Origin of the sequence: Williamsia sp. D3 (assembly GCF_000506245.1) — a bacterium.
Lineage (GTDB): Bacteria > Actinomycetota > Actinomycetes > Mycobacteriales > Mycobacteriaceae > Williamsia > Williamsia muralis.
Genome location: NZ_AYTE01000003.1, coordinates 79,586 through 94,399, shown reverse-complemented (window position 1 = coordinate 94,399; position 14,814 = coordinate 79,586). Strand labels below are relative to the sequence as shown.

The following is a 14,814-nucleotide window of genomic DNA, read 5'->3' as shown; positions in this document are numbered from 1 at the left end:
ACGGCAAGAGCACATCGGAGGGCAAGAGCGCCCGGAAGTGCCCGACGTTTCTGACACCGACATCCCCTACACCGACGTCGTCATCATCGGTGCGGGGCTGTCGGGGATCGGCGCGGCTTACCGGATCGCCGAGAAGAACCCATCTCTCACCTACACGCTGCTCGAGCGCCGTTCCAGGATCGGCGGCACCTGGGACCTGTTCCGGTACCCCGGAATCCGCTCGGACAGCGACATCTTCACCCTCAGCTTTCCGTACGAGCCCTGGACGCGTGAGGAGTCGGTGGCCGACGGCGACCACATCCGCGACTACATCACCGCCACCGCACACAAGTACGGCATCGACCGGCACATCCGATTCGACACCAGAGTCCGGTCGGCCGATTGGGATTCGTCCACCGACACCTGGACCGTGAATGCCGAGCAGGGCGGCACCGAGGCGACGTTCCGGTGCCGGTTCCTGTTCTTCGGCACCGGTTATTACAACTACGACGAGGGCTACACACCTGAGTTCGAGGGTCTGGAGAACTTCGCCGGCCAGGTGATACATCCTCAGTTCTGGCCCGAGGACCTCGACGTCACCGGCAAGAAGGTGGTGGTGATCGGCAGCGGGGCGACGGCGATCACGCTGATCCCGGCGCTTGCCGAGGCAGCGGACTCGGTGACGATGCTCCAGCGGACCCCCACCTACATCATCTCGATGCCGAAGGTGGAGCCGCTGGCCAATGCGATCCGAAAGGTGCTGCCACGCAAGATCGCACACAACGTGGTGCGGTGGCGCAACGTTCTGCTGAACTCCTTCATCTATCTCGTCGCACGCAAGTCGCCCCGCGTCGCGAAGCGGTTCCTGCGCAACATCGCCGTCCGTAACCTCCCCGAGGGTTACGACGTGGACACCCATTTCAAACCCTCCTATCAGCCGTGGGATCAACGGATGTGTCTGGCGCCGGGTGCTGATCTGTACAAGGCCATCGCCGAGGGCAAGGCATCCGTGGTGACCGACCACATCGAGACGTTCGATTCCGATGGGATCCGGCTCCGGTCAGGGGAGCACCTGGACGCCGACATCATCGTCACGGCTACCGGACTGCAACTGCAGGCGCTCGGCGGGATCGCAGTCAGCGTCGATGGTGAGGACGTCAAACCGAGTGATCGGTTTGTCTACAAGGGCCACATGCTCGAAGACGTGCCGAACATGTCCTGGTGTGTCGGCTACACCAATGCATCTTGGACGCTGCGCGCCGACATGACAGCGCAATCGGTGGCAAAATTGCTGTCGCACATGACGTTCCACGGTTACACGCACGCCTACCCGCATCTCGGCGACGAGGTGCTCACCGAGAAGTTCGCGTGGGATATCAAGGCGGGTTACGTCCTGCGATCGCCGCATGCGCTGCCGAAGTCGGGCACCAGACGTCCGTGGAACGTGCGACAGAACTTCCTCCTCGATTCCCTCGATCACCGGTTCGATCGCATCGGCGAATCGATGATCTTCGGCCGGACCACCACTCCCGCCACTGCACCGACGGTCTCCGAGTCGTCCGTGCGGTGATTGAATCGGTGCGGTGAGCACATCGGACACAGAAACTGACGAGCCGAGGCCTCCGGGCCGGCCTCGCGACGGTTCGATCGACGACCGGATAGTCGCGGTGACCCGCGAAATGCTCCTCGATGTCGGGTGGGAGGGTCTGAGCCTGCGTGCTGTCGCGGCAAAGGCCGGCGTCGGGCGGGCGAGTCTGCGTCGCCGGTGGCGTACCAAGGCCGAACTGGTGTTGCATGCGATCCTCGGGCCGGAGCCCGACATGTCGCGGTTCGACGGATCCGACCGGGTGCAGTGGATCACCGAGACGGTCAACGGAAGTCACGAATTGTTCGCCACCCCGGAGGTACGGGCCGCGGTCCCCGGATTGCTTCAGGCGCTGCGGGAGAACGATGACCTACGCCGGCGCCTGTGGTCGGATTTCAGTGGGCCGCCCGCATCGCTGTTCGCTGCCGACCCGGAGTCGACCAGGTCTGCCGATCCGGATATCGATGCCCGCGCCATCTTGGCCCTCGCCGCGGGGTCGGCGCTGTTCCTCAGCGCGGTGGCCACCGATGACGACTCGGATGTCCTGCGGCGCAGGATCGTCGAAATACTCACGGCCGCTTTGTGATGCATGCCTTCGCCCGATCGGATCACTTCGGTGATGCGGTGGTGAAGGTTTCGAGGATAGCGGTCTCCGCCGAACGCCAGGTCAGGGCGAGTTCGGTGCGGGTCAACGAGTCGTCCGTCGGGGTGGCTGCGGTCAGCAACTGTGCGGCCTCGTAACTCAGTCCGCCGATCGGAACAATCCCGGCCACGGTGTCGGCGATCCGACCCAGCGTACGGAACATGCTGCCCGGCAACGGTATCCGAACGAATCGGCGCCCTGTTCCGCGTTCGAGCAGATCGATCATGCGCGCGAACGTCAGCATTTGACCGCCCATGATGTACCGACGCGGACCGCGTCCAGGCGTCATCATCGCCACGTGTGCGTCGGCCACATCGCGAACGTCGATCATCTGCATACCCCCGTCGACCACCGGCGCGATCCGGGAACGGACGATGGGCGCCCACCCGCGCTCGGTCACACCCGCGGCCGTCTGCAGCGCCGGCCCCACGACGCTCGCCGGGTACGTCACCACCACAGGCGCGCCCGATTGCTGAAGTTCCCGAGCCACCCGGTCGGCATATGCCTTGGTCTGCCCGTAGGCGCTGCGGGCGGTGGCGGTGGGATTGTCCGGTCCGATCACTGGGTCGGGGGAGGGGAACAGTGCGGCATAACTGCTCACCAGGACCACTGGATCGAGGCCGGCATCCACCGCCGTCCGCAAGATCGTCTCTGTTGCGTGAGCGTTGATCTGCCACATCAGGTCGGCCTGCCGGTCGTCTGTGCCGACAACACCGGCTGCATGGATCAGGGCGTCGCAGCCCTCGAGCAGGCTCTTTACAACCGATGCATCCCGCACGTCGCCCGTCAGAACGCAGGCACGTCCCGACGGTGCCAACCGGGCGACGAGGGACGGATCCTCGTGCGGTGCCACCAGTACCCGGAGGTCGAAACCCGCGCGGTCGAGACCGTGGAGGATGTGTGCACCGACGTACCCGGTGCCGCCCGTGATCGCTACCCGCATGCCGGCCCGGTCAGAAGGTCTTGTGGGGGACGCCGGCGAGCAGTCCGCCTTCAACGACGAACTCGCCACCGGTGGTGTACGACGATTCGTCACTGGCGAGGAACAGCACCATTGCGGAAACCTCTTCGGGGTCGCCGCCACGTCCGAGCGGGATGGTGAGGAAGTCCTCGGGGATCGCCTCGGTCATCGGCGTCCGGATGAATCCGGGATGTATCGAGTTGACCCGCACGTTCTTGGGCGCGAGCTCCAGCGCCACGGACTTGGTCAATCCACGGACCGCGAACTTGGTCGCGGTGTAGCCGTGCAGCCCTGGGCTGCCGCGGAAACCCTCCACCGACGACACGTTGATGATCGATGCTGGTGCTGAGTCGGCCAGGGCGTTCGCTGCCGCCTTGATACCGAGGAAGGTTCCGGTCAGGTTGACGTCGAGGATGGCCTGCCAGTCGGCCAGCGAGAAGTCGGCGATCAGGTTGCCGTTCACCATCCCGGCGTTGTTGATGAGCACGGACAAGCTGCCGAAGGTGTCGAGGGTGGTCTTCACGGCGTCGTGCCAGCTGTCTTCCTGGGTGACGTCGAGGTGGACGTACGAAGCTTGGGCGCCGAGTTCGTCGGCGAGTTGCCGCCCGGGCTCGTCGAGGATGTCGCCGATCACCACGCGGGCGCCCTCGGCCAGCAACGCCTTGGCGTGGGATGCGCCCATGCCGCGGGCGCCGCCGCTGATCAGAGCCACCTTGCCTGCTACTCGGTCCATGATTTCCCTCCCCATCGGATCAATTCGGTACCATTGGTACCATAATTATTGACCAGGCGGGTTCAGAATGCCAGCAGGTCAAAGCGGTGGTTAGGCGCCGTAAGGTTATCGAATTGTGATCTGAATCTCTGCATCGTTTACCTGCAACCCTCACGGGTACGCCTTTCTTCGACAGCTCTATCGACCAGAGAGTCCAACCGAAGGAGAGATATGAGCACCACATCGACAACGCTGCGCCAGCAGTTGCGCACCCTTTTGACCCTGACCAACACCGAGATCCAGATCGCCGAGACGCGTACCGCGCAGGCACGGACCGAGGCAGTTCGTCGCGAGCTCACCGAGAACGCCGAGAACGGCCGACTCCGGGCACAGGCCATCGAAGAGGCGATTCGCGACCTGGGCGGTCTGCCCGACGTCATCCGGCCCATCGCCGGCCGTCTGTCCGCGTCCGTGAAGGCCCTGGCCGAGCAGGCACAGCCGCTCGACGAGGCGCTGCTGGGCGACCTTGCGCTCGAGCACCAGTTGCTCGACCGGGCACGCTACGTGAAGGCACTGGCCACAGCTGAGAACGAGACCACCGTGGTCACCCTGTCCGAGCAGCTGATCAACGCGCATGAGTCGACAGTCGTCTGGCTCACCACCCTGCTCGCCGAGGAAGCAATCGGCGGACCGGTTGCACTGCGTCGTGGACCGTTGCAGGCCGCCAGCGGAGCTGCACTTCGTGCCGCCAGCATCCCGGCCACGCTCACCGCACGCGCGTCGACCGCGCAGTCGACGCGATCCGTAACGCCCCGGCGCAGGTCAGCGCACTGTTCGACCGCACCGAAGAGGCTGGCGAAGCCGCGCTGGGTCGGGCCGCCAAGGCTGGGCAGGATGCACTCGCCCGCACCTCGCGCGCTGGAGACACCGCACGGAAGACCGCCAGCGCGAGCCGGGACGCGGCTCTGGAAGCGGCAGAGCAGACTGCTCGGGCCAACGGCGCGAACGACGCCGCGGACCGTCTGCACGCAGCCCGAGAAGGCACCGGCACCATCGACCCCGCGGATCTCCCGATCGATGACTACGAGTCGCTCAACGTGAGCTCGGTTGTCGCGGCGATCAAGGAGCTGGAGAAGCCGTCGGACGTCCGTCTGGTGATCGCATACGAGGAAGCGCACAAGAACCGCCACGGAGTGGTCTCGGCAGCACAGACCCGTATCGCGGCCATCGCGCAAGAAGTCGTCGGCGTGAAGTGACCTGACCTCACGTTCTCGCCGAGAACAAGCCCGCCACCACCGTGACCCGGTGGTGGCGGGTTCTTTTTGTGCCCAAGGTGCCCGGAGCATGCCGACGGGAAATAGGCTGGCATGTGCGTCGCCGGATCGGGCACAGTTGACCGGTGTCCACGCCGACGTCGCTGCCCCGTGCGCTGAAGCCGTTTCGGCATCAGCAGTACCGGTTGCTGTGCATGGGCCTGGTGCTGGCGATGTTCGCCGACGGGATCTGGACTGTAGGCGTGGTGTGGCAGGTCATCGACCTCGGCGGCGGCCCAGGGCAGCTGTCGTTGGTCACCGCCGTGGCTGCGGTCGGCATGGTGGCCTCGACGTTGCTCGGGGGAGTGCTGGCCGACCGGATGTCGCAGCGCACCATCCTGATCGCCCTCGAGGTCGTGAAACTGATAGTGATCGGCCTCGTGGGCGTACTCGGCTTCACCGGCACGCTGCAGATGTGGCAGTTGCCGCTGGTCTCGCTCATCGGCGGGATCACGACGGGCATCTACTACCCGACCTATTCGGCATTGCTGCCGTCTTTGGTGCCGCGCGAGGAACTCATGGCGGCCAACGGTATCGAGGGCACGTTGCGCCCCACGATCTTTCAGACAGCGGGCCCGGCAGTTGCCGGTGGTCTGATCGCGCTGTCGTCGCCGGCCCTTGCGATCACCGCGTCCGCGGTCGCCTCGGCATTGTCGGCGGTGTTCTACCTCCTGATGCGGCCGACGCCGGCCAGGCAAGAGCCCAGGCCGCGCGCAGAACTGGTCCGCGGAACGGTCACCGACATCGCCGAGGGATTCGTGTACATGTGGCGTACCCCTTGGCTTTTGGCGACGCTACTGTTCGCCTTGCTGATGGTGTTGATGGTGATGGGGCCGCTGGAGGTGCTGGTGCCGTTCGCGGTCAAGGAACGCGCCGGCGGCGATGCGGGTTCACACGCAATGGTGTTGGCGGCCTTCGGAATCGGGGGAGCGGTCGGCTCCCTGGTGATGGCGTCCATGCCGATGCCGCGCCGGTATCTGACGGTGATGTTCGTGGTCTGGGGTCTGTCGTCGTTGCCGTTGGTCGTGATGGGCATGGCCACCGAGGTGTGGGTGTTCGTTCTTGCGGGCCTGGTGCTCGGTTTCGCGTTCGACGGACCCATGGTCATCTGGGGCACCCTGCTACAGCGCCGGGTCCCGCCGCACATGCTGGGACGGGTCTCGAGTCTCGACTTCTTCGTGTCCATCGCTCTGATGCCCGTGTCGATGGCGATCGCGGCACCGGTGAGTGAATGGATCGGCCTGACAACCACTTTTGTCATCGCGGGCATCGCTCCCGTTCCCGTGGCCGCCGTCGCGTTCTTCGTCGCCCGCCTGCAACACGACGAGATCGCGCATCCGCTGCGCGACGGGCCGGCGACTGTCGAGGTGCTCACCACGGCCGAAGCAATCCCCGCAGTGGAGGTGAAGGCAGGCGTGTCAGATCAGGAACTGCTTCGCGCCGGCCACGACGAGCTCGGTGAGGTCGTTGACGATCGGTGACTCCAGTTTCCAGTACTGCCAGTACAACTGGATGTCGACGTGGTGATTGCCCAGTGTGCGAACCGTTCCCGCCGCCAGCGCCGGGGTGATCTGCGCTGCGGGGACCGCTCCCCATCCGGCCCCGAGTTCGACGGCTCGGTGGTATTCCACCGATGCGGGGACGTAGGTGATCGGGGGGTCGACGTGACGCCGGGTCAATCGGTTGAGCAGGTCCGTCTGAATGGTGTCCTTGCGGTCGAACGCGACCATCGGCGCACGCGCCAGGTCTGCTGCGCGCAGCCCGTCTGGCAGCCATGTGTCGATGAAGTCGGTGCTGGCCACCGGGAGATAACGCATGGCGCCGAGAGCAATCGCGGCGCAGCCGCGCACGGGGATGGGGTCGGAGGTCACCGCCCCCACCGCTTGTCCCGACCGCAGGAATCCGGTGGAGTGGCTCTCGTCGTCCCTGAGCACCTCCACCGCGACGGGATGGCGCCGCTGTATCTCGGCAACCACCGGTAGCAGCCAGATCGAGATCGAGTCCGCGTTCGCGGCAACCGGCAGATGCATGCGGGGGACATCTCGGGGGTCGGCCGCGAGCGCCTCGGGATGGCCGAGCAGAGCGGACTCGGCTTCGCGCCGGAGAAGGTCCCACTGCGCCGCGAGTCGCAGCAGAACCTCACCGTCCGGGGTGGCCCGTGCCGGTTTGGTGCGTTGCACCAGGACCCGCCCGACCGACGCCTCCAGGGCTTTCATCCGCTGGCTCACCGCGGACGGTGTGATGTGCAGAGCGTCGGCCGCAGCGTCGAATGTGCCCCCTTGGACCACAGCTGCGAGCGTGCGCAGCCCTTCGCTGGTGATGTCCACTTAAGTCAGTCTAATGCTCCATGAAAATCATTCGCTGGATTGAACGGGCGGAGCGACTTAGCGTGGCCTGGTGTCCTACTTCTTCCCGGCGGTTGCCGGCCTCCTGACCGGGGCGGGTCTGATCATCGCCATCGGTGCACAGAACGTGTTCGTCCTGCGGCAAGGTATTCGGCGCGAGCACGTCCTGCCGGTCGTCGCCGTGTGCACCGCGTCCGACATCGTCCTCATCCTCGCCGGCGTCATCGGTCTTGGCGCAGTGGTCACCGCGCACCCGCAGGTGGTCGACCTGGCCACCTTCGCCGGTGCCGGCTACCTCCTGGTGCTGGCGGCACTGGCTGCCCGCCGGGCGATGCGGCCGGCGGCGATCGACGCAGGCAACGCGGTGGCCGCGACGAGCAGATGGGCCGCCGTCGGCACAGCGGTCGCGTTGACCTGGCTCAATCCCCATGTCTACCTCGATACGGTCATCACCCTCGGCGCAATCGCCAACACCCATGGCCCGCAATCGAAATGGGTGTTCGCTGCCGGTGCCTGCGCGGCGTCTCTCCTGTGGTTCGTCGCGCTGGGGTTCGGCTCGGGAAAGCTGGCCCCACTGTTCGCCAAGCCCCGGGCGTGGCGACTGCTCGACGTGCTGGTGGCCGTGGTCATGGGGTCACTCGCGGTGGGTCTCATCGTGAGCGCGCTGTGAAGCAGATCCACCAAGCGGGTTGGTCGGCCGCCCCTTTCTGACTACTCTTGTGCGCAGAATCCCCGAGCAGTGAGGTGTGGATGGACAACGACAAGGCCGTGGCCACGTTCTTCGAGCTCAAGGACAGCCAGGCGGTGAGCGAACCCGCCCATCTGGACGAGCTGTGGGCCGCGTTGGAACCGATCGGGCGCGACTTCATGATCGGTGCCTGGTCCGGGGGCGAGCTTCCCAGCGGACACAAGATGGACGGTCAGCTCGAGCTGGCGCGCTGGCACGGCAAGACATTCAACTCGATCTACGACGTCAAACCGCTGGTGTGCCGCGACGACGACGGCAACCTGTACTCGAATCAGGAACTCGGCAAGGGCGAGGCCAGCCTGTGGGATGTGCAGTTCCGCGGCGAGACCACCGCGTCGATGGTCTACGACGGCCAGCCCGTCATCGACCACTTCAAGAAGGTCGACGACACCCACGTCATGGGCATCATGAACGGCAAGACGTCGCTGGTCCGTGACCGCCACTTCTACTTCTACCTCGAACGCGAATGACCGCTGGGTAATCAATCGGAAGAGCTGAGCCGGACCGGCGGATCCGACACGTGGGCTGTGGCCTTGTGGGACCTCGCGCCGACAGCGACAATTCCGATATGCCCCGCACCGTGCCAGATTGCGTCAACGCACGTGACGGCCACGCGCGGGCGCCTGGCGCACGGGCGGCGCGCTGGTGAGCAGCCTGGTGGCGACCTCTGCTGATCTCGGTGCCGACAGCGGCCTCGAGCCCTTCTCGATGATCGCGCTGGTGTTGCTCATGGCCGCGATCGTGGGGCTTGTCGCCACCCGGTTGCGCCAGCCGATGATCGTGGCTTTCATCGGCGTCGGCGTGCTCGTCGGCCCGGTGGGCACGGGATGGGTTGTCGCCGACGGAACCATCGAGCTGCTGGCTCGGCTGGGCATCGCGGTCCTGCTCTTCCTGGTCGGCTTACGGCTCGACCTCCACCTGATCCGCAACACCGGGCCGATCGCGCTGATCACCGGGCTGGGTCAGGTGATCTTGACAGCGGTCATCGGATATGGCGGTGCCATCGCGTTCGGGATGGACGCCACCGCCGCGCTGTATGTGGCTGTGGCGCTCACGTTCTCGTCCACGATCATCGTGGTGAAGCTGCTCTCGGACAAACACGAGATCGAGCAGCTGCACGGCCGGATCGCACTCGGTGTCCTGATCGTGCAGGACATCGTCGTGGTGCTGGTGATGATCGTGCTCACCGCCGTCGGGCACGGCAGTGGCGACACCAACATCGGGCTCAGTGTGGTGCTCGTGGTGGCCAAGGGCATTGCGCTCCTGGTGGGCGTCGGCCTCATGATGCGGTACGTGTTGCCGTGGTTGCTCGGCCACATCGCGCGATCTCAAGAGTTGCTGGTGCTGTTCGGGGTCGCCTACGCCGTGGGTGTCGCAGCGCTGACCGAGTGGCTCGGTTTCAGCTCCGAGGTCGGTGCCTTCATCGCGGGCATCTCCCTGGCCGCAACGCCGTATCGCGACGCGATGGGTGCACGGCTGGTCAGTTTGCGGGACTTTCTGCTGCTGTTCTTCTTTCTCGACCTCGGAGCACGACTCGAGTTCGCAGATGCCGGTGGGCAAGTGGTCGAAGCGCTGGTGTTCTCGGCATTCGTCCTGATCGGCAAGCCGATCATCGTCATGTTGATCATGGCGGTGATGCGCTACCCGGTGCGCGTGGGATTCGCCACCGGTGCAACCCTCGCGCAGATCTCCGAGTTCTCACTGATACTCGCCGCTCTGGGGTTCGGTCTCGGCCACATCGATGGCGCCACAGTCAGTCTCATCACGGTCGTCGGGCTCATCACCATCGGCTGTTCCACCTACCTGATCCTGTACTGGAGTGCGATCTACGACCGCCTGGAGCGCTGGGTTGCGGTGTTCGAACGGACCGAGAAGCTGCGTCCCGAGGCAGCCGACGTCACGCCCGAAATCGACACGATCGTCTACGGACTGGGCCGGTTCGGTACCCACGTCGCCGAGCACCTGAGCGAGTCGGGACACAAGGTGCTCGTGGTCGACTTCGATCCCCAGCGCGTCGCGCACCACAACAACCGCGGACAGCCGGCAGTCTTCGGCAGTGCCGAGGACGTCCACTTCCTCGAGTCGTTGCCGCTCACGCAGACGCGGTACGTCATCAGCACCATCCCGGTGATCGACACGAGTAGGACTCTGCTGCACAACCTTCGGCAGATGAAATACGCTGGCCGCACGGTGGTCACCGCGCACACCCGCCATGATGCCGAACAACTGCGGTCGGCCGGTGCCGATGTAGTTCTCGAACCCTTTGCATTGGCGGCGGGTGCCACAAGCGATGCGCTGCGGGCCGCGCTTGACGCACTCGATCAGGACGAGTCCGACAGCGCACGCGTGGCCGAGCCCGGTTCCGCCGAATCGGGCATCGACGATCCCGCCGCATCGAGGGGCGGCGTGCCAGAGGAGTTCGGCCCCCGCGACACCCGCGAATGATCGGGTGGTCGCAGATGAAAGTGACTACAGTCAGTGTCAGATGGCGGTGCCGGTGGGGCGTTGTGCCATCCGGTTTCATCGGTCGAGTGGAGGGTGGACATGGTCGCGAGTCGAGCTGCGGTACTCACTGAGGCAGGCGGTGCCCCGGTGCTCGCCGACATCGAGGTCCGTGAGCCGGTTGGCGACGAGGTGCTGATCAAGATCAGTGCTGTCGGTATCTGCCATACCGACATATCCCTTGCTGCCCGATGGCCGGCGAAGCGGATGCCGATCGTGTTCGGGCACGAAGGCTGCGGCGTGGTCGAAGCGGTGGGGCCGGGTGCCACTGTCGCCGTCGGGCAGCGTGTTGTGCTGACCTTCAACAGTTGTGGAGTCTGTTCGCAATGTGCGGCCGGTCGTCCTGCTTACTGCGACCGATCGACCACCTTGAACATGCGCGGTGACCGTGCGGACGGGTCCGGCGCCTTGAGCTGGTCGGGGGTCTCGAGCGGATCAAATGGCCCGGTTGTCGGTGGGTTCTTCGGCCAATCGAGTTTCTCGACGTATGCGATTGCGACACAACGGAACACGATCTCGATCGGCGAGCAGATCGATGCCGCCACAGCAGCGCCGCTGGGATGCAGTGTGCAAACCGGAGTCGGTGCGGTGCTCAATGCCCTGCGACCGGGCATCGGCGACTCGATCGCGGTGTTCGGGGCAGGTGCCGTCGGTCTGTCTGCGGTGATGGGGGCAAGGATAGCCGGTTGCCGCACGATCATCGCAGTGGATCCGATTGCCGAGAGACGTTCACTGGCAATGGATCTAGGTGCCACACATGCCATCGACCCCACCGAATCCGCCGCGGTGGAGGCGGTGGTGGAACACTCCGCCGGCGGTGTTGGCCACGCCCTCGACACCACCGCCATCCCCGCCGTCCTCGTGGACGCCGTGTCAGCGCTGCGTACGCGAGGCCAGTTGGGCATCGTTGGCCTGGGTGCTCCGATGGCTGAGCTCCCCGTCGGACTCGTGATGGGAAGAGGGTTGTCGATCCGGGGCATCGTCGAGGGCGACAGCGTGCCGCAGACCTTCATTCCCGAACTGGTCGATCTGTACTCACGCGGAGACCTACCACTCGAAAAGCTCATCACACCTTACGCTTTCGGCGACTTCGACAGCGCGTGGCAGGCGGCGAGGTCGGGTTCGGATGTGAAGCCGGTCCTGACGGTGTGATGCAGGCGCCGGTCAACCCGCCGTGTCATCGCGGCCGATACCGACGGGCATCGGCAGTATCTCGACGCGCGCAAGACCTGAGGTGATCGCGGGATCGGCGGCGCTGATCGCCCGCACCTCGGCCTCGGAGTCGGCGCGCACCACCCCCAGGCCCCAGTTGCCTGCCGGGTCGACGACGGGCCCGAAGATGACGGCGGTGCCGTCGGACAGCAGCTCCGACCAGTAGGCGCCGTGCCGGCCCATGATCGCGACCTCGTCGTCGGACATGTCGCCGGGACCGAAAGTGGGTCGAGGTGGAACGAGTTTGTACACGAAGTGGGTCATGACGACGCCCTTCCAGGTTTCAGGTGAGTGATGATTCGATAGCGGCGACCGAGGCCGCGAGGGCGGTGGCCCAACCGCCGGAGTATGCGCCCGAGCTGTAACCGCCTGGCGCAGCACAATCTTCGCGGAGTTGCTCTTCGCTGAGCCGTTCCCAGCCGCGGTGTTCCACGGAGACTCTGGTGAGTGCGGGGCCGAGGGCGCTGAACGCCAGCTCGACTTCGGTGGGCTCGGGGGTGTTGAGCCACGACATGACAAACCGGCTCGGCGGTTCCCACACTTCGAGCTGACCCCAGTCGGCGGTGGTGCCGTCGTCCCATGTCTCGTAGACGCGACCGCCGGTGTGCTCCTCGATGGTGACGCTGCGGGCGCGGTCGCCGCCGATCGACATGGGCTGCAGGGGCCACCAGACCCCGATGGTTCGGACGAAGGTGGTGAAGACGTGGTCGAGATCGCTGCGCACGGTAGTGGATTGGCGGATCGGGGGGCGCCGCAGGGGGAGGACCGAGTCGCTACCCGGCCGGGTGGACTGGTTGGTCTCGCGTTCAGCCGGCACGGTTCACCTCGTCACCATCGGTCAGTCCGCGCTCGGCTTCCACCAGTTGCCGCGCGACGTCGAGAGATGACGCCCACATGCCGTCGAGCATGTCTCGGAGTTGGTCGATGCCTTCGGGACGGGTGCGGTACATGCGCCGGGTTCCTTCACGTCGTTCGGTGAGCAGCCCCGCGTCTTTCAGCACCGTGAGGTGCTGAGAGATCGCGGTACGGCTGACCTCGAAGCGCGCCGCGATCTCGCCGGCCGCGAGCTCTTCACCGGAAACGAGTTCCAGGATGGCGCGCCGGCGGGGCTCGGCCATCGCACGTAGGGCCTCGTCGACGCCGGGCTGTTCTGCGGTCATGTCCAAAGCCCGATGGTGTTGCCGTCGGGGTCGGCGAACATCGCGAAGCGGCCGTACCCGTCCGGTAGGTCCGTGGGAGGTACGAGTGCTTTGCCGCCGAGGGTTTCGGCCCGGTCGAGCGATGCCTGCAGGTCGTCGACCCGCATGTACACGCTCACGCCGCCGGTCTCGGTCGGGTCGGTGACGGCGCCTATGCCGCCGCCGATCGCCTCTTCCCCTGCGCCGGTGTCGACCAGTGAGTATCCGGGACCCTGGCTCTCGTCAATCGTCCAGTCGAACAGTTCACGGTAGAACGCGGTGAGGCGGGTGGGGTCGTGCGATGTGATCTCGAAGAACGCGACCGGTGCTCCCATGGTGACTCCTACTGTCAGCTATGTCGGTTATCGCTAACGTTAGCGAGTGCTGACACGGCGCGCAAGGTTCATCTCAATTGCGTCAAGAGGAGACCTGCGGATTGAGCGCGCCTCCTAACGCAATTCGAGCGCTGGTGGCGATCTTTGGAGCGTCCGTGCTGTACGCGGCGTTCGCCGCGGTATGGAAAAGAGCGCCGTCAGTAAGTGCCCATCGCCCATACTGACGGTGGTTCCACGCACGTGGACTGTGCCCACGAGGGAGGCGAAGGCTGATGGCTGATGATGACCACTCCGGAACTCGGCCGGCCGCGTGGCGTGAAGGCCTTGCAGAGGGCGCGGATTCCCTGTTCGCCGGACGGGAGCGGGCCGAACCCGACGCCGAGTATCGAACCCTCACCTACGAGGTCACAGACCGGATCGCGCGGATCACCTTCAACCGGCCCGAGCGGGGTAACGCCATCACGGCCGACACTCCGGTGGAATTGGCTGCTGCTGTCGAGCGCGCCGATCTCGACCCACGAGTGCACGTGATGGTGGTGTCCGGACGTGGCAAGGGCTTCTGTGGTGGTTACGACCTGTCGATCTTCGCGGAGAACGGCGGGAATCCTTCAGACGGTCCAGACGCGGCTGCCGGTACCGTACTCGATCCGATTGTGCAGGCGCGCAACCACAATCCTCATGGCACATGGGACCCGATGATCGACTACGCGATGATGAGTCGATTCAACCGGGGTTTCGCCAGTCTTCTGCATGCCAACAAGCCGACGGTGGCAAAACTCCACGGATTTGCGGTTGCCGGCGGAACCGACATAGCGCTGTACGCCGACCAGATCATCTGCGCCGACGACACCAAGATCGGCTACCCACCGACCCGCGTCTGGGGAATTCCCGCGGCGGGGATGTGGGCGCACCGACTCGGAGACCAACGGGCCAAACGGCTTTTGTTCACCGGTGACTGCCTCAGCGGAAAACAGGCTGCGGAGTGGGGGCTGGCTATCGAGGCGCCCGAGGCGGACCGCCTCGACGAGCGCACCGAGGATCTGCTGAGACGGATCTCGCGGATGCCGATCAACCAGCTCATCATGGCCAAGTTGGCGATGAACAGTTCCCTGCTGTCGCAGGGCGTTGCCAATTCGACGATGGTCAGCACTGTCTTCGACGGCATCTCGCGACACACTCGCGAGGGCTACGCATTTCAGATGCGTTCGGCAACAGTCGGGTTCCGCGAGGCGGTACGCGAGCGCGACGAGCCGTTTGGCGACTACAAGCGCGCCCAGTTCGATAAGCCCGGAGATTCCTGA

At 65.4% G+C, this 14,814-nt stretch carries 15 protein-coding genes and 1 pseudogene; 9 read left to right on the top strand and 7 right to left on the bottom strand.

The window, feature by feature from the left end; translation table 11 throughout:
* The first annotated feature begins 13 nt into the window (after positions 1–13).
* Positions 14–1,549 carry a flavin-containing monooxygenase gene (locus W823_RS32720; RefSeq protein ID WP_369792567.1) on the top strand — a complete coding sequence of 512 codons (1,536 nt, stop codon included), beginning with the start codon at positions 14–16 and terminating at the stop codon, positions 1,547–1,549.
* A 13-nt stretch (positions 1,550–1,562) separates the two neighbouring features.
* Complete coding sequence (locus W823_RS32715) at positions 1,563–2,150, top strand: TetR/AcrR family transcriptional regulator (RefSeq protein ID WP_023954323.1); 588 nt, start codon at positions 1,563–1,565, stop codon at positions 2,148–2,150.
* Between the two features lie 22 nt (positions 2,151–2,172).
* On the opposite strand, the gene W823_RS32710 is transcribed toward W823_RS32715, so the two are convergent.
* Both W823_RS32710 and W823_RS32705 read right to left on the bottom strand, forming a co-directional pair.
* Entirely contained in the window at positions 2,173–3,150 is a 978-nt protein-coding gene (locus W823_RS32710) for an NAD-dependent epimerase/dehydratase family protein (RefSeq protein ID WP_023954321.1), read from the bottom strand.
* Positions 3,151–3,160: 10 nt separating this feature from the next.
* Complete coding sequence (locus W823_RS32705; protein WP_023954319.1) at positions 3,161–3,901, bottom strand: glucose 1-dehydrogenase; 741 nt, start codon at positions 3,899–3,901, stop codon at positions 3,161–3,163.
* A gap of 210 nt (positions 3,902–4,111) precedes the next feature.
* Between W823_RS32705 and W823_RS32700 the strand changes: the two are divergent.
* Positions 4,112–5,136 (top strand): annotated as a pseudogene (locus tag W823_RS32700) (ferritin-like domain-containing protein).
* 143 nt (positions 5,137–5,279) lie between these two features.
* Positions 5,280–6,674, top strand: a complete 1,395-nt coding sequence (locus W823_RS32695) for an MFS transporter (RefSeq protein WP_023954317.1) — start codon at positions 5,280–5,282, stop codon at positions 6,672–6,674.
* Here the strand turns inward: W823_RS32695 and W823_RS32690 are convergent.
* Positions 6,612–7,520, bottom strand: a complete 909-nt coding sequence (locus W823_RS32690; protein WP_023954315.1) for a LysR family transcriptional regulator ArgP — start codon at positions 7,518–7,520, stop codon at positions 6,612–6,614. The genes W823_RS32695 and W823_RS32690 overlap by 63 nt on opposite strands.
* A 67-nt stretch (positions 7,521–7,587) precedes the next feature.
* Between W823_RS32690 and W823_RS32685 the strand changes: the two genes are divergently transcribed.
* From W823_RS32685 to W823_RS32670, 4 genes are all read left to right on the top strand, one after another.
* Positions 7,588–8,208, top strand: coding sequence for a LysE/ArgO family amino acid transporter (locus W823_RS32685; RefSeq protein WP_031331154.1), 621 nt, complete (start codon positions 7,588–7,590; stop codon positions 8,206–8,208).
* 80 nt (positions 8,209–8,288) lie between these two features.
* Positions 8,289–8,756 (top strand): DUF4334 domain-containing protein, encoded by a 468-nt coding sequence (locus tag W823_RS32680; protein ID WP_023954311.1) that lies wholly within the window; start codon positions 8,289–8,291, stop codon positions 8,754–8,756.
* A 175-nt stretch (positions 8,757–8,931) separates the two neighbouring features.
* The gene (locus tag W823_RS32675; protein ID WP_369792561.1) at positions 8,932–10,731 is read left to right on the top strand and encodes a cation:proton antiporter; all 1,800 of its coding nucleotides are present in this window, start codon (positions 8,932–8,934) and stop codon (positions 10,729–10,731) included.
* 99 nt (positions 10,732–10,830) lie between these two features.
* On the top strand, positions 10,831–11,940 hold the full coding sequence (locus tag W823_RS32670; protein ID WP_031331151.1) for an NAD(P)-dependent alcohol dehydrogenase: 1,110 nt from the start codon (positions 10,831–10,833) through the stop codon (positions 11,938–11,940).
* Between the two features lie 12 nt (positions 11,941–11,952).
* On the opposite strand, the gene W823_RS32665 is transcribed toward W823_RS32670, so the two are convergent.
* From W823_RS32665 to W823_RS32650, 4 genes are read right to left on the bottom strand one after another with little or no spacing between them, the layout of a single operon-like run.
* Complete coding sequence (locus tag W823_RS32665) at positions 11,953–12,264, bottom strand: YciI family protein (RefSeq protein WP_023954305.1); 312 nt, start codon at positions 12,262–12,264, stop codon at positions 11,953–11,955.
* Between the two features lie 19 nt (positions 12,265–12,283).
* Positions 12,284–12,817 (bottom strand): SRPBCC domain-containing protein, encoded by a 534-nt coding sequence (locus tag W823_RS32660; RefSeq protein ID WP_023954303.1) that lies wholly within the window; start codon positions 12,815–12,817, stop codon positions 12,284–12,286.
* Entirely contained in the window at positions 12,807–13,160 is a 354-nt protein-coding gene (locus tag W823_RS32655; RefSeq protein WP_023954301.1) for a metalloregulator ArsR/SmtB family transcription factor, read from the bottom strand. The genes W823_RS32660 and W823_RS32655 overlap by 11 nt, the downstream gene beginning before the upstream one ends.
* Complete coding sequence (locus W823_RS32650) at positions 13,157–13,513, bottom strand: VOC family protein (RefSeq protein ID WP_023954299.1); 357 nt, start codon at positions 13,511–13,513, stop codon at positions 13,157–13,159. The genes W823_RS32655 and W823_RS32650 overlap by 4 nt, the downstream gene beginning before the upstream one ends.
* Positions 13,514–13,782: 269 nt before the next feature.
* On the opposite strand from W823_RS32650, the gene W823_RS32645 reads away from it, so the two are divergent.
* Positions 13,783–14,814 carry a crotonase/enoyl-CoA hydratase family protein gene (locus W823_RS32645; protein WP_152537957.1) on the top strand — a complete coding sequence of 344 codons (1,032 nt, stop codon included), beginning with the start codon at positions 13,783–13,785 and terminating at the stop codon, positions 14,812–14,814.